The organism is Pseudomonas sp. B6002, assembly GCF_013385985.1.
Taxonomy (GTDB): domain Bacteria; phylum Pseudomonadota; class Gammaproteobacteria; order Pseudomonadales; family Pseudomonadaceae; genus Aquipseudomonas.
Genome location: NZ_JACAOY010000009.1, coordinates 71,713 through 91,555, shown reverse-complemented (window position 1 = coordinate 91,555; position 19,843 = coordinate 71,713). Strand labels below are relative to the sequence as shown.

General features: G+C 62.4%; 25 protein-coding genes and 1 riboswitch. Of the genes, 16 read left to right on the top strand and 9 right to left on the bottom strand.

The features are described 5' to 3' along the window. Positions 1 to 271 precede the first annotated feature (271 nt). The gene (locus tag HX792_RS13530; protein ID WP_176996579.1) at positions 272 to 1,138 is read right to left on the bottom strand and encodes a LysR family transcriptional regulator; all 867 of its coding nucleotides are present in this window, start codon (positions 1,136 to 1,138) and stop codon (positions 272 to 274) included. Between the two features lie 93 nt (positions 1,139 to 1,231). Between HX792_RS13530 and HX792_RS13525 the strand changes: the two genes are divergently transcribed. Then, positions 1,232 to 1,771 carry a DUF4865 family protein gene (locus HX792_RS13525; RefSeq protein ID WP_176996578.1) on the top strand — a complete coding sequence of 180 codons (540 nt, stop codon included), beginning with the start codon at positions 1,232 to 1,234 and terminating at the stop codon, positions 1,769 to 1,771. A 1-nt stretch (position 1,772) separates the two neighbouring features. Here HX792_RS13525 and HX792_RS13520 read toward each other — a convergent pair whose 3' ends face one another. Together HX792_RS13520 and HX792_RS13515 are read right to left on the bottom strand one after the other, a co-directional pair. After that, positions 1,773 to 2,501, bottom strand: a complete 729-nt coding sequence (locus tag HX792_RS13520; protein ID WP_176996577.1) for a CbtA family protein — start codon at positions 2,499 to 2,501, stop codon at positions 1,773 to 1,775. 19 nt (positions 2,502 to 2,520) lie between these two features. Beyond that, complete coding sequence (locus HX792_RS13515) at positions 2,521 to 2,733, bottom strand: CbtB-domain containing protein (RefSeq protein ID WP_065905961.1); 213 nt, start codon at positions 2,731 to 2,733, stop codon at positions 2,521 to 2,523. 31 nt (positions 2,734 to 2,764) lie between these two features. Then, a riboswitch (cobalamin riboswitch) is annotated at positions 2,765 to 2,896 on the bottom strand. Positions 2,897 to 2,932: 36 nt separating this feature from the next. Between HX792_RS13515 and HX792_RS13510 the strand changes: the two genes are divergently transcribed. The 3 genes from HX792_RS13510 to HX792_RS13500 are packed head-to-tail and all read left to right on the top strand — an operon-like array spanning position 2,933 to position 5,019. After that, entirely contained in the window at positions 2,933 to 3,487 is a 555-nt protein-coding gene (locus tag HX792_RS13510; RefSeq protein WP_176996576.1) for a histidine phosphatase family protein, read from the top strand. 45 nt (positions 3,488 to 3,532) lie between these two features. Continuing rightward, positions 3,533 to 4,288: a precorrin-6A synthase (deacetylating) gene (gene cobF / locus HX792_RS13505; protein WP_176996575.1), complete on the top strand. Its 756-nt coding sequence runs from the start codon at positions 3,533 to 3,535 to the stop codon at positions 4,286 to 4,288. Positions 4,289 to 4,299: 11 nt separating this feature from the next. After that, positions 4,300 to 5,019 (top strand): alpha/beta hydrolase, encoded by a 720-nt coding sequence (locus HX792_RS13500; protein ID WP_176996574.1) that lies wholly within the window; start codon positions 4,300 to 4,302, stop codon positions 5,017 to 5,019. 135 nt (positions 5,020 to 5,154) lie between these two features. Here HX792_RS13500 and HX792_RS13495 read toward each other — a convergent pair whose 3' ends face one another. Both HX792_RS13495 and HX792_RS13490 read right to left on the bottom strand, forming a co-directional pair. After that, on the bottom strand, positions 5,155 to 5,724 hold the full coding sequence (locus HX792_RS13495) for a hypothetical protein (RefSeq protein ID WP_176996573.1): 570 nt from the start codon (positions 5,722 to 5,724) through the stop codon (positions 5,155 to 5,157). 72 nt (positions 5,725 to 5,796) lie between these two features. Next, positions 5,797 to 7,605: a monovalent cation:proton antiporter-2 (CPA2) family protein gene (locus HX792_RS13490; protein WP_176996572.1), complete on the bottom strand. Its 1,809-nt coding sequence runs from the start codon at positions 7,603 to 7,605 to the stop codon at positions 5,797 to 5,799. Positions 7,606 to 8,055: 450 nt separating this feature from the next. Here HX792_RS13490 and HX792_RS13485 point away from each other — a divergent pair, with 450 nt between their 5' ends. From HX792_RS13485 to HX792_RS13475, 3 genes are all read left to right on the top strand, one after another. Then, positions 8,056 to 8,421 carry a type II toxin-antitoxin system RelE/ParE family toxin gene (locus HX792_RS13485; RefSeq protein ID WP_176996571.1) on the top strand — a complete coding sequence of 122 codons (366 nt, stop codon included), beginning with the start codon at positions 8,056 to 8,058 and terminating at the stop codon, positions 8,419 to 8,421. Then, positions 8,414 to 8,719, top strand: coding sequence for an XRE family transcriptional regulator (locus HX792_RS13480; protein ID WP_176996570.1), 306 nt, complete (start codon positions 8,414 to 8,416; stop codon positions 8,717 to 8,719). The genes HX792_RS13485 and HX792_RS13480 overlap by 8 nt, the downstream gene beginning before the upstream one ends. A 122-nt stretch (positions 8,720 to 8,841) precedes the next feature. Then, a complete protein-coding gene (locus HX792_RS13475; protein WP_371319354.1) occupies positions 8,842 to 9,738 on the top strand; it encodes a LysR substrate-binding domain-containing protein in 897 nt (298 codons plus the stop codon). On the opposite strand, the gene HX792_RS13470 is transcribed toward HX792_RS13475, so the two are convergent. Beyond that, a complete protein-coding gene (locus HX792_RS13470) occupies positions 9,728 to 10,129 on the bottom strand; it encodes a RidA family protein (protein WP_176996569.1) in 402 nt (133 codons plus the stop codon). The genes HX792_RS13475 and HX792_RS13470 overlap by 11 nt on opposite strands. Before the next feature lie 86 nt (positions 10,130 to 10,215). Further along, positions 10,216 to 11,103, bottom strand: coding sequence for an EamA family transporter (locus HX792_RS13465; protein WP_176996568.1), 888 nt, complete (start codon positions 11,101 to 11,103; stop codon positions 10,216 to 10,218). A gap of 103 nt (positions 11,104 to 11,206) precedes the next feature. Here HX792_RS13465 and HX792_RS13460 point away from each other — a divergent pair, with 103 nt between their 5' ends. From HX792_RS13460 to HX792_RS13450, 3 genes are all read left to right on the top strand, one after another. Beyond that, positions 11,207 to 11,989: a helix-turn-helix domain-containing protein gene (locus tag HX792_RS13460; protein WP_176996567.1), complete on the top strand. Its 783-nt coding sequence runs from the start codon at positions 11,207 to 11,209 to the stop codon at positions 11,987 to 11,989. An 87-nt stretch (positions 11,990 to 12,076) separates the two neighbouring features. Beyond that, positions 12,077 to 13,630 carry a DUF726 domain-containing protein gene (locus tag HX792_RS13455; protein ID WP_176996566.1) on the top strand — a complete coding sequence of 518 codons (1,554 nt, stop codon included), beginning with the start codon at positions 12,077 to 12,079 and terminating at the stop codon, positions 13,628 to 13,630. 41 nt (positions 13,631 to 13,671) lie between these two features. After that, positions 13,672 to 14,991 carry an Nramp family divalent metal transporter gene (locus tag HX792_RS13450; RefSeq protein ID WP_176996565.1) on the top strand — a complete coding sequence of 440 codons (1,320 nt, stop codon included), beginning with the start codon at positions 13,672 to 13,674 and terminating at the stop codon, positions 14,989 to 14,991. A gap of 13 nt (positions 14,992 to 15,004) precedes the next feature. Here the strand turns inward: HX792_RS13450 and HX792_RS13445 are convergent, their stop codons facing one another. Together HX792_RS13445 and HX792_RS13440 are read right to left on the bottom strand one after the other, a co-directional pair. Next, complete coding sequence (locus HX792_RS13445) at positions 15,005 to 15,253, bottom strand: type II toxin-antitoxin system Phd/YefM family antitoxin (protein ID WP_176996564.1); 249 nt, start codon at positions 15,251 to 15,253, stop codon at positions 15,005 to 15,007. 142 nt (positions 15,254 to 15,395) lie between these two features. Further along, positions 15,396 to 16,328, bottom strand: coding sequence for a LysR family transcriptional regulator (locus HX792_RS13440; RefSeq protein ID WP_176996563.1), 933 nt, complete (start codon positions 16,326 to 16,328; stop codon positions 15,396 to 15,398). A gap of 119 nt (positions 16,329 to 16,447) precedes the next feature. Here HX792_RS13440 and HX792_RS13435 point away from each other — a divergent pair, with 119 nt between their 5' ends. From HX792_RS13435 to HX792_RS13410, 6 genes are all read left to right on the top strand, one after another. After that, positions 16,448 to 16,936 (top strand): DMT family transporter, encoded by a 489-nt coding sequence (locus HX792_RS13435; RefSeq protein ID WP_176996562.1) that lies wholly within the window; start codon positions 16,448 to 16,450, stop codon positions 16,934 to 16,936. Positions 16,937 to 16,940: 4 nt separating this feature from the next. Further along, complete coding sequence (locus HX792_RS13430) at positions 16,941 to 17,396, top strand: DMT family transporter (RefSeq protein WP_176996561.1); 456 nt, start codon at positions 16,941 to 16,943, stop codon at positions 17,394 to 17,396. Between the two features lie 89 nt (positions 17,397 to 17,485). Then, positions 17,486 to 17,656 (top strand): metallothionein, encoded by a 171-nt coding sequence (locus HX792_RS13425; protein ID WP_176996560.1) that lies wholly within the window; start codon positions 17,486 to 17,488, stop codon positions 17,654 to 17,656. 76 nt (positions 17,657 to 17,732) lie between these two features. After that, complete coding sequence (locus HX792_RS13420; RefSeq protein WP_176996581.1) at positions 17,733 to 18,497, top strand: helix-turn-helix transcriptional regulator; 765 nt, start codon at positions 17,733 to 17,735, stop codon at positions 18,495 to 18,497. Positions 18,498 to 18,586: 89 nt separating this feature from the next. Then, positions 18,587 to 18,760, top strand: a complete 174-nt coding sequence (locus tag HX792_RS13415) for a DUF1427 family protein (protein ID WP_176996559.1) — start codon at positions 18,587 to 18,589, stop codon at positions 18,758 to 18,760. Between the two features lie 31 nt (positions 18,761 to 18,791). Continuing rightward, complete coding sequence (locus HX792_RS13410) at positions 18,792 to 19,751, top strand: zinc-binding alcohol dehydrogenase family protein (RefSeq protein ID WP_176996558.1); 960 nt, start codon at positions 18,792 to 18,794, stop codon at positions 19,749 to 19,751. Positions 19,752 to 19,843: the final 92 nt, after the last annotated feature.

Genomic DNA, 19,843 nt, shown 5'->3' with positions numbered 1-19,843 from the left:
ACGGGGCGCCTAAGATCAAAGTCAAAAGCAAAAGCACGGCGGCCTAGTAGCCGACCTGAGTGGTGTGGATCTGTAGGAGCCGGCTTGCCGGCGATGCAGACGCCTCGGTACATCAGGCACTCCGAGCAGATGCCATCGCCGTCAAGCCGGCTCCTACAGGGATTGGGGTTGGCCGGTTTCCAACTGTCGGCGCGGTCCAAATGTAGGAGCCGGCTTGCCGGCGATGCAGGCGCCTCGGTGAATCAGGCATGTGCCAAACCGGGCGCCGGGTTCAGCGTTGCAGCACCCCACGGAAGGTTGCACTCAGCGCGCGCAAGGTTTCCCGCGAACGCGCATCGCTGATCCGGCTGTAGAGCACCACTTCACTGACGGGCAATGCGGGCAGTCCAAATTGCGCACTCACGTCCACTGCACCGGGCGGGGCCACGCGGTGGGCGAGGGCGGCGACGCCGAGGCCGGCGCTCACGGCGGCGCCCACGGCCATTACGCCGCCGCCGACGAAGACTTCGGTCCAGTCGATGTGGGCTTCGTCCAGGGCGCGGGTGGCCAGGTGGCGAACGCCGCACGGTGCGGCCATGGTTGCCATGCGCAGCGGCGTGCCGGGAGGGTGTTGCCAGGTGGGGGCGGCGAACCAGCCAAAGCGTTCCACGGCCAGGACTTCGCCGTCTTGGCGGTCGCCTTCGTTGCGCACGATCACGGCGTCGAGTTCGTTGCGATCGAACGCGGCCACCAGGTCGCGGGACGAGGCGATGCGCACTTCCAGAATCACCAACGGGTCGTAGGCCGCCAGGCGGCTGAGCCACAGCGGCAGGTCGGGGCCGGCCACGTGGTCGCTGATGCCGATCACCAGGCGTCGCTGCACTTGGGCAGCCATGTCGCCCAAGGCGCGTTCGTGGGCGTTGAGCAGGGCGCGGGCGGCGACGATGAATTGCTCGCCCTGGGGCGACAGCCGCACATGCCGGGGCGTGCGTTCCAGCAGACGATAACCGAGGCGTTCTTCCAGGCGCTTGAGCTTGAGGCTGATGGCGGCCTGGGAGGTGTCCAGCGCCTCGGCGGCGCGGGTGAAGCTGGTGAAATCGGCGACCAGCACGAACGCGTGCACGGTGTCGATATCCAGGGGTTTGGGTGCGTCAGCCATATCGGTTCCTTATCGCACATATATCGGGTCATATCTTGTTGAAATCAACGCTGCTGCGCAAGCTGGAACCTCATCTTGCACGGGAGTTTTTATATGTTCGCCAAACAGTATTCGCACCGCTTGCCTGCCGACTACGACATGGGCGTGATTCGCCGGCGTGCCGCGCAATTGGGGCCATTGTGGGATAACGCCGAGGGGCTGCTGTTCAAGGCCTTTATCGCCCAGGAGCAGGGCGGCAACGTGTATGCGTCGGTGTACCTGTGGTCAGACCCATTGCAGGCCGCCGACTTTCTGCTGGGGTCACGCTTCCAGAAAGTGCTCGACAGTTTCGGCCGCCCGCATATCGAAAGCTGGCTGCCGCTGGATGTGCAACGTGGGCCGGCGCAGGCGGCGTTGAGTTTGTATCGGGAAGAGTGGCCACTGGCGCCGGGGGCGGACCGGGCCGCGATACTGGCTGAGGAGAAGGCGCGCAACCTGCAGGTGGCGGACAGCCGTGACACCTTTGCGGTGTTCCTGGCGCTGGATGTGCAAGCCTGGCGTTTGGTGCGGATCACCTTGTCGGCCAAGGCACTGGATGGGGCGCATCCCGGGACGGGCTATCAGGTGTTCTACCTGGCCCATCCCGGAATCTAGTTCAGGAGTTCAAGCGTGCGCGTGGCTGGCTCAAGAGGCGCTCGGCCACCGCACCGAACACCAGGCCCAGGGTGGTCCACAGCACCAGCTGGATGCCCAGCGAGGCGACGCGGAATTTCCACAGCAGCACGGCCGAGAATTGCTCCGGCACTTCATTGATCACCGGGAACAGGCTGCTGGCCACCGAGACGATCACGATGTACAGCGCCACGCCCAGGATCGCCCCGGCCCACACGCCACGGCGGGCGATCAGCTTGCGTGCGGCGTTGATCGCGATCACGGCGGCCGCCACCGACACCAATAGCATCAGGAAGAACAGCTGGGTACGTTGGGCGATGGTCTCCGGGTCGCCCACCGATGGCGGGTTGGCCGGGTATTTCAGGCCGGGCACCAGGATCAGCGTTACAAATGCCGCCAATGCCAGCAGCGCCGCCAGGCCACGGGGACCAACCTTGCCGATGCGGCCCAGGGCGTAGGCGAACACCAGGGAGAAAATCCCGCCCAGGGAAACGCTGTACACCACCACGCCGGTGAACAGGCCGAAGGTGCTTTGCACGTCGCGGCTCACCAGTTCTTCTTCCGGCACATCGCCGTGCATCTGTGCCATCTGGTCTTCGAAGGCGATGGCCTTGTCGATTTGCGGTTCGCCAAAAGCCTTGGCGAAGCCGAATGCCAATACGCCGGCGAGCAGGCCCACCAGCATCCCGCGAACGAGTAATTGCCCTGTCATGTCATGTCTCTCTTATTGATTAATGGCAGGGAAAGCCCAGCAGGTGGCGACCGTCGTGGACGAATTCGTGCACGTACATGCCTTTGAAAACCGCCGTGGCACCTTGCTCGGCACCGACGAAGTAGATCGCCAGCATCAACAGCAGGCCGCCGAAGATCGCCCAGGGGAGGATTTCGCCCAGGGGAATCGTTGGCACATAGACATCAGGGTGGGTTGCAGCGGTGTTAGCCATGAAAACCTCCAGGGATGACGCGTCCCGAAATGGAAAGCCTAGGGAGCTGAAACAGGGTCTGGCTTACGGCTGTGGGGCCGAATACAGTGGCGCGACCGCGCCGGCATTGAACCGGCTTCCTGTTTCATGTTCGTTGTAACATGTTGAAACAACTTCGCCAGTCTACGCTGACTGCGCGCCGAAGCAGAGTGAATTTGTGATGCAGACCACCCGTTTAAGCCTGATCTGCCATGCCGCCACGCTGGCGCAAAAGCAGGGGCGTTTTCCCGATGACGAACCCGTTGTGCTGGACTGGCAGCGTGAGGCGTTATCCCTGGCCGGTCGCTACCCGAAAAAACACCGCCTGATCTGCGGGCCGGAAGCCAGGGCCCGGCAGACCGCTGGTTTGTTTGGTGACAACGCACAGGTGGAAGTCGCCGTGCGCGATGGTGATTTTGGCCACTGGAAAGGCCAGGCCATCGACCAATTGGAAGGCGAGGCCTTGAATGCCTGGCTCACTGACAGCGCCAGCGCGCCCCACGGTGGCGAGTCGGTGGACCAGATCTGCCTGCGGGTCGGGCAGTGGATGAAAGCCCTGGAAAGCCAACCGGGGCATGTCGTGGCCGTTACCCATCCCTTTGTGATCCGTGCCGCGCTGTTGCACGTGCTGCAGTTGCCGCTGTCGATGTTCTACCGGGTCGACGTCGAGCCGCTGTCCTGCACCGAGCTGCGTTTCAACCGTGTGTGGCGCCTGCGCCTGGAAACTCACGCCTGACCCCGCGAACATGGCAAAATCCACGCCCCGCAATGAGAGCAACCCATGAAACGCATCCTGATCATCGGCATTGGCGCCGGCAACCCTGACTACATCACGATGCAGGCCGTGAAGGCGCTCAACCGCACCGACGTGTTCTTCCTGATGGACAAGGGCCAGAGCAAGGACAAGTTGATCGACCTGCGTCGCGAGATCTGCGAGACCTACATCACCGAGCCCGGCTACCGCTTTGTCGAGGCCGACTGCCCCGAGCGTGTGCGTGGTGATATCGACTACACCACCGCCGTGCAGGACCTGAACCGCGACAAACAGCAGACCTTCGAGCGCATGATCAACGAGGAAATGTCTGACGGCGAAGTGGGTGCATTCCTGGCCTGGGGTGACCCGGCGCTGTACGACAGCACCATTCGGATCCTGCAGGCGATCCTGGCCAGTGGCCGTTGCACCTTTGAATTCGAAGTGATCCCCGGCATCACCAGCGTGCAGGCCCTGGCAGCGCAGCACAAAGTGCCGCTGAACCGTATTGGCAAGTCTGTCGAGATCACCACCGGGCGCCGGTTGGCAGCAGGGCAGGCCAGCGATGCCGACACCCTGGTGGTGATGCTCGACGCCGAAGACTCCTACCGTACCGTGGCCGATCAGGACCTGGATATTTACTGGGGTGCCTACCTGGGCACACCGGACGAGATCCTGATCAGCGGTAAAGTGGCCGACGTTGCGGACGACATTCAACGGGTGCGCAAGGCCGCGCGCCTGGCCAATGGCTGGATCATGGACACCTATTTGTTGCGCAAACCCTGAGGTAACGTCCCATGCTCAAATTGTTTGCCCTGGCGCTGACCCTGGTGGCTGGCGCTGTTCATGCCGACGATTCGCTGCACACCGACCTGCCATTGGCGTACCTGGAACAGACCCAGACCGATGCGCGCAACCAGCCGTTGGTGATTTTCCTGCACGGTTTTGGCAGCAATGAGGAAGACCTGTTTGGCATAAAGGATTCGCTGCCGTCCACCTGGACCTACCTGTCGGCGCGGGCGCCCATGCCGGTGGACCCTCACGGCTATCGCTGGTTTGCCAAGACCCAGGGTGACGCTGAGTACAACGGCGAAACGGCCGACCTGCAGCGCAGCGCCAAGCTCATCGAAGACTTTGTGGCCAAAGCTACCGCCAAGTACCACACCCGGCCCGACCGGGTATTTCTGGTGGGCTTCAGCCAGGGCGCGATCATGTCCTACGAGGTTGGGTTGCGTCAGCCGGAGCTGGTGCGTGGGATCGCGGCGCTCAGTGGCAGTGTGCTGCCAGTGCTCAAGGCCGAGCTGAAACCGAATGACGCGTTGGGAGCGCTGGCGATCTTCATCGGCCACGGCACGCTGGACCAGGCGCTGCCTTATGCGTCGGCGACGCGGGCGAACGAAGTGCTGACGGGGTTGGGGTTGAAACCGGAATTTCACGGCTACCCGGGCATGCCGCATACCGTGAGCGAGGCCGAAGTGCAGGACCTGAAGGCCTGGCTGGAAAAAAGCCTGAAATAACCCGCACCTCAAAAAAATGTGGGAGCTGGCTTGCCTGCGATAGCGATTGATCAGTCGATATCGCCGTTGACTGATACACCGCTATCGCAGGCAAGCCAGCTCCCACAGGGGTGCTAAGTTGCAAGAGAGATCAGGTTACTTACCGCCGGTGATCTGCTTCACCAATTCAGCATGTCCCTTCACATCATCCCCACGGGAAATGGCCTGGATCACCAGCAGGTGATTACCCGAACCGCCTAGGAACGTGGAATTCAGCGTCTTGCCGCCGCCCTGGGTGGCGGTGCTGTCGACTTGGCGCAGGCCCAGGCCTTTGAAGGTCAGCTTCTTTTCGCCTTGCTTCTTGAAGTCTGGCAGGGCAGCGCTTTGGTCCTTGATAAAACCGGCCACGGCGCCATCGAGGAATTGGGTGTCGTTGTCCTGGATGGTGACCCCGTCTTTACGCGCGGTTTCGGCGACGATCACCACGCTTTTGGTGGTCTGGTTGGCGTACAGCGTGCCCTGGGTGTCGGCGGTGCCGTCTTCGGCCTTGCCAGTGGGCAGCGTGTCGGCCACATACGCCTTGGGCAGCTTGAAGGTGAACTTGCCGCCCAGTGTCGAGATGGTTTGGGTGTCGGCCTTCTGTGGCGTGGGTTTGCTGGCCGCGAAGGCAACGCTTGCACAGAGCGCGAGGGCCAGCAGGGCGGCGGTCTTGGTGAGGGTGGCCATGTAGCGCTCCAGAGATGAACGAAATTGCGGCGTATTCTGTCAGAAAATTCGCAATTTCGTTCATCTGCTGCCTCACACCTTGTCGGACTCCTCCTCAAGCCGGTCCATCTCAAACAGCCTTGCCAGTTCTGTCCGGGCTTCCTGGGCGGTTTGCATCACCTTGGCCGCATCGTCGTACACCGCGTGCTGGGCAGCCAGCACTTGCAGGTCGTGGTTCTTGAAACGGGTGATGCGCGCATCGGCCTGGGCCTGGGTCAAGCCGAGGCCGACCAGGGTTCGGCGGCTCATTTCCAGGCTGGAGTAGAAGGTTTCGCGCACCGGTGACGCGTCCAGGTCTACCAGGCGGTGAACGTGCTGGCGGTTGCGGGCGCGGGCGATGATCTTCATGTGCGGGTAGAGGTTGCGCACCAGCTCCGCCGTCTTGATGTTGATCTCCGGGTCGTCCATGGCGATCACAAAGAACTCCGCCTGATCGACCTTGGCCGCGTGCAGGATCTCGGGGCGTTGCGGGTCGCCGTAGAACACCGGCATGCCGCCGAAACTGCGGGTCAGCTCGATGGTTTCCACCGAGGTGTCCAGGGCGATGAACGAGATGTTCTGCGCACGCAGAATTCGCGCGACGATCTGGCCCATCCGGCCCATGCCGGCGATCACCACGCGGGGCGAATCGCTTTCGATGGTGCGGTATTCCTCGGGCACTTCCACCGGCTTGGCCTTGGGCTTGAACAGCTTGGGGCACACCAGTAACAGCAGTGGCGTCACCGCCATGGACAGGGTGATGGTGAGTACCAGCACGTCGTACAGGTGGGGGTCGAACAGGCCCTGGTCGCGGCCGATCTTGAACACCACAAAGGCAAACTCACCGCCCGCCGCCAGCACCACGCCCAGGCGCAGCGCGCTTTCGCGGTTGAGGTCGCCCACCAGGCGGCCCACGGCGTACAGCAGGGGCAGCTTCAGGCCGATCAGCAACAGGGTCAAGCCGATCACCACCAGCGGCGTGCTGAGCAGCAGGCTGAGGTTGGCGCCCATGCCCACGCTGATGAAGAACAGCCCCAGCAGCAGGCCCTTGAACGGTTCGATCTGGGATTCCAGTTCGTGGCGGTACTCGGAGTCTGCCAGCAGCAGGCCGGCGAGAAACGCGCCCAGGGCCATGGACACGCCCACCAGCTCCATCAGCCAGGCGGTGCCAATCACCACCAGCAGCGCGGTGGCGGTGGACACTTCGCGCAGGCCGGTCTTGGCCACGATGCGAAACACCGGCCGCAGCAGGTAGCGCCCGCCGATGATCACCACCGCGATGCTGCCGAGAATTTGCAGCACATGCTGCAGGCCTTGGGCCTCAGTGGTCGGGTGATCGCTGCCCGCCAGCAGCGGCACCATGGCGATCAAGGGGATGGCGGCGATGTCCTGAAACAGCAAAATCGCAAAGGCCAGGCGGCCGTGGGGCTGGTTGAGTTCCTTGCGCTCGGCCAGGCTTTGCAGGCCAAACGCGGTGGATGACAGCGCGAGGCCCAAGCCAAGCACGATGGCGCTGTTCCACGATTGGCCAAACAGCCACAGCGCCACCACGCCCATGACCAGGCCGGTGAGCAGCACCTGGGCCAGGCCGACGCCAAACACCGCCTTGCGCATCACCCATAACCGCTTGGGCGACAGCTCCAGGCCGATGATAAACAGCAGCAACACCACGCCCAGTTCAGAGAACTGCGCGACGCTTTGCGGGTTGCCCACCAGGCCCAGCACCGAAGGGCCGATGATCACACCGGCGAACAGATAGCCCAGCACCGCGCCCAGTTGCAGGCGTTTGGCCATGGGCACGGTCAGCACGGCGGCGAGCAGGAACACCACGGCTGCTTGTAACAGGTTGCCTTCATGGGGCATTGCGAACTCCAGGATCGTTGAAGCGGATCAAAACAGGGGCTATTAGAGCGCTTTTTACAGTTTGAAAAATTGTATTTTTGCCGCGAGCGGGGATGGGGGTGAGGTGGGATCCCGTTCTTGCTGGGCGTTTACGAAAGTATTAATACCATTTAATTCAATGACGTTTTCGTGGGTCGACTACCGTTTTGGCACACAGGATCTGTTGTTGTCACTGTCAATTTCTACCTCGGTTTCTGATCAAAGCCGAGTTCCTTAAGCCGCCCGGAAGGGCGGTTTTTTTTGGAATTTTTTGAATCCTGTTCAAAGAACCCTGCAAGCGCCGAGAGTGTGGAAGCACGTGCGTGCTGAAGAATGTACAAACAATTTGCCTAGGAACCCGGGTGGCGACAGAGGCCGCTGTGATCCTAAAGTTATGCCCTTGAGTTTATATTCCTTGGGTGGCATATTTGCATGGTCTGGGACATTGAATACACGGATGAATTCGGAGACTGGTGGGGCGGTCTTGATGCACGGGAGCAATCGTCGGTATCTGCCAGCGTTGACCTGCTTGGGCTTTTTGGGCCGGGCCTGCGTTTTCCCCATAGCAGCGATATCAAGGGCACTCGACATGGCAACTTGCGCGAGTTGCGCGTACAGCACGCAGGTCGGCCTTTTCGGGTGTTGTATGCATTCGATCCCAGGCGGTGTGCCGTTCTGTTGATTGGCGGCGATAAAACTGCACAGCACCGTTGGTACGACGTGCACGTTCCCATGGCAGAAAAGCTGTATGACGTGCATTTGGAAACATTGCGTAAAGAGGGCCGTAACCATGGCTAAAAAATTCGCTGACCTTCAAGCGTGCATGACGCCTGAGGCGCGCGCCGATGCCGAGCTAATACTGCGTCAGCACCTGAAGGAAATGCCGTTGCATGAACTGCGCAAGGCGCAGCAGTTGAGCCAGGAGAGCCTGGCCAAAGCGCTGAACATCAACCAGGCGGCAGTCTCCAAGATGGAGCGTCGCACTGACATGTACATCAGCACCTTGCGTGATTACATCCGCGCGATGGGAGGGGAGCTGGAAATTATCGCAACGTTCCCGGATGGCCAGGTCAGGATCGACAACTTCGCCTGCTAGAGGCGCAACCGTGATGGGCAGGAGCCCGGCCCGAGTGCCGGGCTTTTTGTTGCCCGGCGTTGTGTCGGTATTGTGCAACTTGGTGGACAATAGCCGTCACTCCCACCCGCGGAATAACCCCTGTGAACCAACTCCTCGCCATGCGTGCCTTCGTCCGTGTCGTCGACACCGGCTCCTTCAGCCGGGCGTCCGACCAGTTGGCGCTGCCACGTTCCACGGTCAGCAAGCTGATCACCGACCTGGAACAACACCTGGGCATCAAGTTGATGCACCGCACCACCCGCACCCTGGCACCCACCGCTGAAGGGCTGGAGTATTACGGGCATGCACGGCGCCTGGTGACGGAGCTGGATGAAGTGGACAGCCTGGCCCGTGGGCAGATCCTCAAGCCGCGTGGGCATTTGCGGGTGGATGCGCCGGCGTCGTTTGCCAATTGCCTGTTGATCCCCGCGCTGGTGGATTTTCATCGCGAGTACCCGGATATCACGGTTGCCCTGGGGATCAGCGACCGTGCGGTAAACATCGTTGGGGAGGGGGCCGACTGTGTGATCCGGGCCGGCAAGCTCGAGGACATGGGGATGATCGGGCGCAAGGTGGCCGACCTGGAGTACCTGACCTGCGCCGCGCCCAGCTATCTGCAGCGCCGTGGCCTGCCGGTTTCGCCGCAGGACCTGGAGCAGAACCACCTGCGGGCGGGCTATTTTTTTGCAGGCTCCGGCAAGCCTGAACCCCTGATCTTCGAGAACGGTGAGCAGCGCATTGAAGTGGGCGATTGCGCGTTCTCGACCAACGAAGGCAACGGGCTCAAGGAAATGCTGCTCGCCGGGCTGGGCGTCGGGCAGCACTTCACATCAATCGTGCAGTACTACATCGATGCGGGCCAGTTGATTCGCGTGTTGCCGGACTGGTCACGCCCGCCCACGCCGCTGCACATCCTTTACCCGCCCAATCGCCACCAGAGTGCGCGGCTCAAGGTGTTTACCGAGTGGGTGATCCGCACCTTCGGCGTCAAGGAATGATGGCCGTCACCCGGATCTCCACGCGCATGGTGGGCAACCCCAAGGCTTCGACGCCGACCTGGGTCCAGATGGGCGCATGGTTGGGCATGTAGCGGCGGTACTGCTTGACCATTGCCTCGTTGACGTCGGGCGGGAAGCCGCCGACGTGGTAGGAGTTGACGTGAATCACATGCTCCCAGCCGGCGCCTGCGCTGGCGAGGGTACGCTCCAGGTTGTGAAAGGCCTGGGCGATTTCTTCGGCCAGGTCGGTAGGGATCTGGAACTCATCGTCCCAGCCGCCCTGGCCTGAGGTTTCAATGCGATTGCCGACTTTCACCGCCTGGGAATAGTGCAGGTGCTCGCGCATGTAATCGCCATAACCTGGGGTGACAAAGAATTCAGGTGTGCTCATGGGGGTGACCTCGGGTCAATGGAAGACCCTGTGAATCCTAGTGAACACGCTGCAGCGGAAAAATCCCGGTTTTCTGCCATGACTGTCTATCGGTGTGCACAATCGGGCGGCACGCGCGGAGCTGGCTTGCGGTAAAGGCCCACGGCCAGGCCGGTGATGATGATTGCGATGGCGATCAGCTCGGTGGTGCTGACCTGCTCGCCGAGGATCAATACGGAACTGGCGATGCCGAACACGGGAATCAGCAACGACAGCGGCGCCACGGTGGACACCGGGTAGGTCTTGAGCAGCGAATTCCAGCCCCAGTAGGCCACGTGCGTGGCCAGGTACACCTGGAACAGGATCGACAGCACGGCGGTCAGGTCAAGGCTGACCTGCACCTGGGCGAACGACGCGCTGCCGTGCAGCCACCAGGCCATGAGCCCCAGTGGGATGGGCGGAAACAGGCTGGCCCATACCATGAACGAGAAGATCTCCTTGACCCCCGATTGCTTGATGATCACGTTGCCGACGCTCCAGGCCAGAGCACTAAACACGATCATCATCACCCCCAGCACCGCATGCTCACCCTGTTGCGTGGCGATGATGCCACCCAGGCCGATCAGCGCGAGCAGGGCGCCCACCCACTGGCTGCCGCGTATCTTTTCGTTGAACAACACGCAGCCCCAACCCAGGGTGAAAAACACGCTGAGCTGAATGATCAGCGAAGCAATGCCCGGGCTGACGCCGACCTGGATGCCGTAATTGATCACGCCCCACATGCCCAGGCCGAAGATCACGCCGTAGGCGGCGACATAGCCGAAGTTGACGCGGGGGCGCTTGATGAAGAACACCAGGGGCAAGGCGGCGAGGGCAAAGCGGATGCCCGTGAGCACAAAGGGGTCGATCGAGCGCAGGCCCAGTTTTGTGATGGGAAAGTTCAAGCCCCAGATCAGGGTGACGAGTACGGCCAGGGCGAGGTGTTTCTTGTGCATGGGAAATCCTTGGGGCAGGCAGGGCTGTTCAATGGCGATCAGGTTAGGGCGCCGCCGAATGGCCCGCTTGCTATGTCGGGCCATGCTTTGACATTATCGGGCCATGATTCCGACCTTTGATGCCCATGTCCCCGAAGCGCTGGTCACCGTGCGTGAATACCCGTGCGGTACCGTCTTCCCACGGCACACCCACCCGCGTGGCCAGTTTGCGTATGCCTCCACCGGCGCACTGAAGATGTTCACCGACCTCGGCAACTGGGTGGTCCCACCGCAGCGGGCGATCTGGGTGCCCGCCGGCGTGCCCCATGAGATGCACATGCGCGGCGAGGTGGTGATGCTCAACACTTACCTGGACGACCAGGCCGCCGAGCGCGCCGGTTTGCAGGCGCGTTGCCAGGTCTTCGAGGTATCGCCACTGCTGCGTCATCTACTGGAAGCGGCGCTGGCATTCGAGCCGTCGGCGCCTGCCAGTGAGCGACAGCGCTGTGTGCTGACGCTGTTGATCGATGAAATGGGCGCCATGCCCGAGCTACCCCTGAGTGCGCCGCTGCCCGGCGAACCACGCCTGGCCCAGGCCTGCCAGCGCTTTCTGGCGGCGCCCACGCAAACCATTTCCCTGGATGAAATGGCCGCCTGGTCGAACATGAGCCGGCGCACCTTCACCCGCCATTTTCTCGAAAGCACCGGCATGACGTTCGTCGCCTGGCGCCAGCAAGTCTGCCTGCTGGAAGCCACGGCGCGCCTGAGTCATGGCGTTTCCATTACGGCGGTGGCGTTGGAGTTGGGGTTCAGCAGTTCCAGCGCCTTTACCTCGGTGTTCCGGCGCAACCTGGGCGAGTCGCCGGCGCGCTACCTGGCCAAGTCGAAGGCGGCCGCGTTGTTCTGAATCTTCAACACGTCGGTCAGGATTCACCTCTTTTGCGGCCGCGCTTTGGTAGTATCGCCCTCCATCGTCACCAGGAGTCACCGGCCCATGCAGCACCAGTGGGATGAAATGCACCGCACCCGCAAGCCCACCTTTGTATTGTGTGGCGAGCCCCAGGGGGATGTGCTCAATCTCTACGTTCACGGTTACTCGGCGTTCTTTAACCGCCAGCAATTGGGCAGCTTCAAAGACCAATTGGCCAGCATCGAAGGCTCGACCAACCTGATGCTGTTCTGGCCGGCGGGGCATTTTCTGGAGAACCTGTTTGCCCCGTTCAAGGAGGTGATAGGTTCGATGCTCGGCGGTGGTGGCCTGGGCGCGGCCACTGTGGGCGTGGGCAAGGCCATCGCGTATTTTCTCGACCACTACAAAAGTGTCGAGGCCCGTGTGGATGAAGTGGCCAAGACCCTGTTGCCGGAGCTGGCCGGTTACCTGCACGCCGAAGCGTTGCCGGTGCGGCGCATCAACCTGATCGGGCACTCCCTGGGGGCGCGCATCCTGGTCAAGAGTGTGCTGGCTCGCCCGGATGTCGCCCGTGAGCTGCCGCTGAACAACCTGCTGTTGATGGGCGGTGCGATTTGTACGTCGAGCCCTTGGGACGAGGTGTCGGCGCCGCTCAAGGGGCGGGTGATCAACTGCCATTCCAGCAAGGACTGGGCGCTGGCGATGAAGCCGGACACCGAGCGCTGCATCGGCCGTTATGCGATCCCGCTGACCCCGGCGCTCAAGGCCAAGGTGACCAATGTGCACCTGGCCACCTTCGACCATGCCGCGTACTGGCCGCAGTTGAAGACGGTGGTGCAATACACCGACCTGCTGCAGGAGCGTCGCGGCCTGATTCGCTCTGATCAGCGCAGTGCTGAGGTGCGGTTTGCCGAGGAGGACGTCGAGTTGTTCCCGGCGCTGGTGCAGGCCCGCCCCGAAGAACTGAAGTTTCTCGCCGAGCTGATGGCGCAAAAGCGCAGTGCGTCGATTGATGCCAGCGTGCGCGAACCGTTGAAGCTGGCGATTGAACTGCAGCGCATGGGCGGCGACACGTTCATGAACCTGGCCCGTGGCCATGGCGTGAGTTATCGGCAGATCGCCGAAGATGTAGCGCAGCGCCTGGGCATCACGTTCGATGAACCGCTCGACAGTGTGGCGCTGGCAGACATCGAGGCACGGGTCGCGGAAACACTCATCGAGCAATACAAAGACAAACTCAGCCGCGCCGACCGCCAGGCCTTCGACGCGGAACTGAAGGCGGCGGCGCAGAAAGAGCAGGGCCTGTTCAGTCGTTTCGACGTGGGCCGTTCGGCGACGACCGCCTTGAGCGGCACGGCCCTGGCGGGACTCACCGGGTTCATGCTGCGGCGCGGGGCGGCCACGGCCATTCCGGTGGTGGGCCAGGCCCTGGCGGCGGCGATGTTGCTGGTGAGCGGTGTGCGGGCGTTTTCCGGCCCGGCTTACTCGATCACCACCCTGGCGGTGCTGGTGGTGGGCGTGATTCGCCAACGCATGGAACGCGAGGCGTTGAACCAGGAGATGGACCTGGTGGTGCAAGTGGTGGAGGCGTTCGACCTGCCCCGGGACACGGTGATGCGCACGGTCGCGTCTGACTGATAAGCTGTTTCCCTGTCTTGTGTGTTTGCCTGGGATACCGCGTGAAATTCAGCCTGCCGAAAATCGCTACCGCCCCGTTCTGCCCGCCGGAAGTGGCCGGCTCCGTCGCCGTCGACCCCAAGGCTTCGTTTTTCAAGCGGATGCTGATGTTCGCCGGCCCCGGCCTGTTGATCTCCATCGGCTACATGGACCCCGGCAACTGGGCCACCGCCATCGAGGCGGGCTCACGCTACGGCTACAGCCTGTTGTTCGTGGTGTTGCTGGCCAGCCTGGCGGGCATGGCGGTGCAGTGCCTGTGTTCACGGCTGGGCATCGCCACCGGCAAGGACCTGGCGCAGCTGTCGCGCGAACGCTACAGCCAGCGCTCGGCCCGCACCCAATGGGTGTTGGCGGAAATTTCGATCATCGCCACCGACCTGGCCGAGGTACTGGGTTGTGCCCTGGCGTTTCACCTGTTGTTGGGCGTCTCGCTGACCACCGGCATTGTCATTACCGCCTTCGACACGTTGCTGATCCTGGCCCTGCAGAACCGTGGGTTCCGTCGCCTGGAAGCGATCATGCTGGCGCTGGTAGCGACCATCGGCGTGTGCTTCTTCATTGAACTGGTGCTGATCAAGCCGTACTGGCCGGACGTGCTTAGCGGCTTCGCGCCGTCCTTGTCGGCCATCAGCGATGCCGCGCCGCTGTACCTGGCCATCGGTATTCTCGGCGCCACGGTGATGCCGCATAACCTCTACCTGCACACGTCGATCGTGCAAACCCGCCTGATCGGCAAGGACCTCGCCAGCAAGAGGGACGCGGTCAAGCTGGCGCGAATCGACACCATCGGCTCTCTGGCCCTGGCCTTGCTGGTCAACGCCGCGATCCTGGTGCTCGCCGCAGCCGCCTTCCATAACACCGGCCATGCCGATGTGGTCGAGATCCAGGACGCCTACCACTTGCTCGATCCCCTGGTGGGGGGCGCGTTCGCCAGCATCCTGTTCGGCGTCGCCTTGCTGGCCTCCGGGCAAAGCTCCACCTTCACCGGCACCATTGCCGGCCAGGTGATCATGGAGGGCTACCTCAACCTGCGGATTCCCTGCTGGCAACGCCGCCTCATTACCCGCGGGCTCGCACTGATCCCCGCGTTCCTCGGCGTGTGGCTGATGGGCGACGATGCCATTGGCAAACTGCTGATCCTCAGCCAGGTCGTGCTTAGCCTGCAGCTGCCGTTTGCGTTGTACCCGTTGATCCGCATGACCGGCGACGAACAATTGATGGGGCCGTTCGTGAATCGCTGGCCCACGAAGCTGTTGGCGTGGTTTTTGTTCGCGGTGATCAGTGGGGCGAATGCCTGGTTGATTGGGCAGTGGGTGTTTTGATCGTTTGACTGGTTCACCCGTAGAATTCATCCAGTAGCTCGCTTGGTAAGCGTTCGTCGAATTTGTCAGGAAGAACCAGCTTTCCTTTCATCGCCCCGATCCGTTGCGTTGCTGATTGTTCAGCGGCTATAAGGCGAGCAATGGCTCTGCCTTGTCTGGTGATTATGATTGTTTCACCGGCAGCGGCCTGCGCAACCAGCTCTGAGAGGCCGGCTTTTGCTTGACGTAGAGTGATGGAAATTGCCGAACGTGTTGCAGTCATGATGGCTATCCAAGAGTGGAAGTCATCGAATTGTGCCGGTAGCGTCATACGCCCAAAAATAGTGGCCCACAAAAACAGAACTTGCCTACGTTTTGCCCTCGGACGTTTCCTCAAACAGCGTGAGCCATGTGACCCTGATCGCTCACCGATCCCAATACGGCACCGTCCCAAAACACTCCACGAAATAATCAATCACCGTGCGCACCTTCAGCGACAGCCGGCGGCTGCCTGGCCATAGTGCGGCGATCTGCTGCGGTTCCAGGGTGGTTGCCACCTCGTATTCGGTCAGCACTGCCTGCAACGTACCCGCGCGCAGGCCTTCGCCGATCAGCCAGGACGGAAACACCACCAGCCCCAGGCCTTGTTCGGCGGCGTGGGTGAGGGTGTCGGCGTGGTTGCCGGTGATGGGCCCCTTGACGCTGTACGGCGTCCAGTCGCCCTGGTCGCGGCGGAAGAACCAGCGTTGCTGGCCGGTGATGCCTTTGTAGGCCAGGCATTGGTGGTGGGCCAGTTCGTCGGGGTGCCGGGGGGTGCCATGCCGGGCCAGGTAGGCCGGGCTTGCGGCGATGCGAAAGCGTTGGGGGGCGAAGATGCGCGCCTGCATGCTGGAGTCGTTGAGTACGCCAATGCGAAAGAGCAGGTCGGTGCCGTCTTGCAGCGGGTCGACGTAGGTGTCGGTCTGCTGGATATCCAGCTGCAACTTCGGGTAACGCCGGCACAGTTCGCCGAGCCACGGCGACAGGTGGCGCTGGCCGAACACCATCGGCGCGTTGATGCGCACCAGGCCGCTGGGCTCGCGCTCCTGCTCCTGCAGGGCCTGGCTGGCGCTTTCCAGTTGTTCGAGCATCAAGCGCGCATGGCGCCCGAGCACGCGGCCGGCTTCGGTGGGGCTCACCGCGCGAGTGTGCCGGTACAACAACTGTTGGCCGAGCGCCTGTTCCATCAACTGGATCTGCCGGGAGATGGAGGAGGGCGCCAGGCTCTCGCGGCGCGCCACTTCAGAGAAGCTGCCGTGGTCGAGTACCGCGACAAACAGTCGAAGCGCCTTGAAACTCAATTCATTCAAGCCCTGCATCGTGGTCTCCAGGCTGTGCGTTTTGCGCAAAGGTGTTGTCGGCATGCTCCCATTTATCGCACAGCACGGCCACTGGATAATGCGCGCCATGTTTCCTTTCTTTGATGCGCAGGTGATGTATGCAAGCGAGTTCCATGGCGGGTGCGGCTTCGGCCACGCCGAAAAAAAACCTGTTGCGGCTGCTGTTGTTGCCGCTGGTGATCTTGGCGGGCATGGGCCTGTCGGTAGAGGCCGGGTTGCTCGGGCCGTTGGGTGTGCAGGTAGGGCACTTATGGGCAACCCTGAGCATTTTCGGCGTCGGTTCGGCGATTTTGTTTCTGTTGCTGCTGTTCAGTGGCCCGCAAAAAGGCCCGGCGTTGACCGACTTGCCACGCTGGCAGTTGATCGGCGGGTTCCTGGGGCCGATGTATGTGGTGGTGTTGACCCTCGCCACGCCGCACATCGGTATCGCGATGACCATGATCGCGATCCTGTCGGGGCAGGTGGGCAAGAGTGTGTTGATCGACCACTTCGGCTGGTTCGGCACCCAGCGCAAGCGGGTCAATGGCGAGCGCTGGATTGCCCTGGCGTTGATTGTGGCGGCACTTGTTCTGATTGCACGAGGGTAAGGCGATGAATCTGATTCTGTTGTTGGTGCTGGTGATTGCAGCGGGTGCTGTCTTGAGCGTGCAAGCCGCGATCAACGGGCGTTTGGGCCAGGCGGTGGGCGTATTGCGCAGCAGTTTGCTGACCTTTGCGGTGGGTGCAATCAGCACGGCACTGCTGATTTTCTTCTTTGAACCGGCCCATGCCGTCAGCCTGCTGGACGTGCCGAAATGGCAACTCACCGGTGCCCTGTTTGGCGTGGTGTACATGATGGTGATGGTCGGCGCGGTGCCGGTGGTGGGCACGGCCGTGGCGACGGTGGCGGTGATCGTCGGGCAGTTGGGCATGGGCATGCTGATCGATAATTTCGGTTGGCTGGGCAACCCGGCCATCGAACTGTCGGGCAGCCGACTCCTGGCGATGCTGCTGTTGGCGCTGGCGCTGGTGTTCATGTACCGCAGCAATAGCCGTCTGGCCGATTAACGACGCTGAACCCGGATGGCTTGCCTATAGTCACTGCTTAAGGTGTGGCGCCCGCTGCACCTGGACGACCATGAAAAAGGAGTCTGACCATGGCTGATAAAACCTGTGCCTGCCCCCATTGCAAGTGCGTTCTGGGTAAAGATGCGGTGATGAAGGACGGTAAAGGCTATTGCTGCAAAGGCTGCGCCGAGCACCATGCCCATGGCGAGCCCTGCGCCTCGGCGTCGGGTTGCGAATGCGCTAAGTCGGCCCACGGCTGAAACCTGTAAAAATCCGCTCGGATTATCCGGTGGCGGTCATTACCATGGCCGCTCACCCTTGATCGATGCGTTCTTCATGGCCCTGGCCGCACCCCCTGACCTCTCTGATCACGCCGTCCCCGTGCAACCGCTGGCGCGCACCTACCCGCGTGGGTTGTATGTGGAACCCCACAGCCACGATTGGGGCCAGTTGCTGTACGCCATGAGCGGGGTGATGTGGGTCGAAACGCCCCGCGAAGCCCTGGTGGTGCCGCCGCAGCGTGCGGTGTGGCTACCGCCGGGGGTGGAGCATGGGATCCGCGTGGTCTCGGACCTGCAGATGCGCAATATCTACCTGCGCCCGGCGCTGGCGGCGACGCTGGACCGCCAGGTGCAGGTGATCGAGGTGGGTGGGTTGTTGCGCGAGCTGATCATCACCCTGGTCGATCAGGGCGATAACGGCGAGCCGGCGTATTACGATGCGGTGGTCAGCCTGGCCCTGTTGGAACTGCAACGGGCACGCCGTTCGCAGATCCGCATCGCCATGCCAGTGGAGGCCGACCGGCGACTGGTGAATGCCTGCCAGGCGGTGATGGCGGCGCCGTCCCTGGAAATCCCGTTCGAACAGCACGCCGAAGCCGCCGGTGCCAGCGTGCGCACCTTGTCGCGCCTGTTCCAGACCCACCTGGGCATGGGCTTTGCCGAATGGCGCCGCCAGGTGCAACTGGCCACGGCGGTGGCGGAGCTGATCCAGGGCCAGTCCGTCAGCGGCATCGCCCGCTCCCTGGGGTACTCGCCCAGCAGTTTCAGCGACATGTTCCGTCGCGCGCTCGGCGTGGCGCCTTCGCAGTACGTCGGTTGAGGGTTTGGCCGAAATCCTGAAGCACTTGGCCGATGCTTCAGCAATGGGCTCTCTACACTGAGCCCATCCACCCAACTGGCATGACCCCCATGAACTACCTGATTTCCCTCGCCATCGGCCTATTGGTCGGCGTGATCTACGGTGCCCTGGATTTCCGTTCGCCCGCGCCACCCGCCATCGCCCTGGTGGGCCTGATGGGCATGCTGCTGGGCGAAAAGCTCTGGCCCGTGGGGCGGCAGCTGGTCAGCGGTTGGTTGTCCTGAATTCCTTCCCTCCCTTCGATGGATATTGGCCATGAAAGCACTGCAATTTTCCGCCACCGGCGATCTTTCGTCCCTGCGCTTTGTCGACGTCGCCACCCCGGTGCCCGCTGCCGGTGAGGTGCTGGTGCAGGTCAAGGCGGCCGGCCTGAACCCCAGCGACGTGAAAAACGTGCTCGGCCGCTTCCCGTACACCACATTGCCGCGCATTCCCGGGCGTGACTTCGCCGGCGTTGTGGTGGACGGCCCGCAAGCGCTGATCGGCCAGGAAGTGTGGGGCACTGGTCGTGACCTCGGCTTTTTTGCCGACGGCTCCCACGCCCAGTACCTCACGGTGGCCGCCGAAGGCGTGGCGCATAAACCGACCCACCTGAGCTTTGCCCAGGCCGCCAGCCTTGGCGTGCCATACACCACCGCCTGGGATGCACTGGCGCGCAGCGGCGTTACTCAGGGCACGCGCTTGTTGGTGATCGGCGCGAACGGGGCGGTGGGCAGCGCAGCGTTGGTGCTGGCCAAGATCCTCGGTGCCGAAGTGTTGGGCGCGGTGCGCAAGGCGGATCAGGTCGAGGTGCTGAAAGCGCAAGGCTTTGAAGCAATCACCCTGGGAGAGCCGGAGGCGTTGGGCGCGCAGGTGAATGCGGTGTTCAAGGGCGGCGCCGAGGTGATCTTCGACACCACGGGTTTCTGGCTGCCGGCGGCGGTTGCTGGCTTGGCGCCGTTCGGGCGTATCGCGATCATCGCCGCACCGGTTGACGGCCACGTGCAATTGCCGGCGCTGGCGTTGTACCGCAAGGGCGGTTCGGTGGTGGGGATCAACTCATTGCTATACAACTGCCAGCAGTGCGCAGTGATGCTGGAGCAGTTCGGCGGCTTCTTTGACGAGGGCTTGCTGCCCCTGCCAAGCGGCCTGCGCGAAGTGGCGCTGGCTGATGGCTTGCAGTGCTATGAGGAAGTGAACAGCGGCAGTGCGGACAAGATTATCTTCCTGCCCTGACACATCCTTGTAGGAGCCGGCTTGTCGAGTCGTCGCACCGCGGCGATGGCGATTTCGAGGACGCCATCGCCGGCAAGCCGGCTCCTACAGGG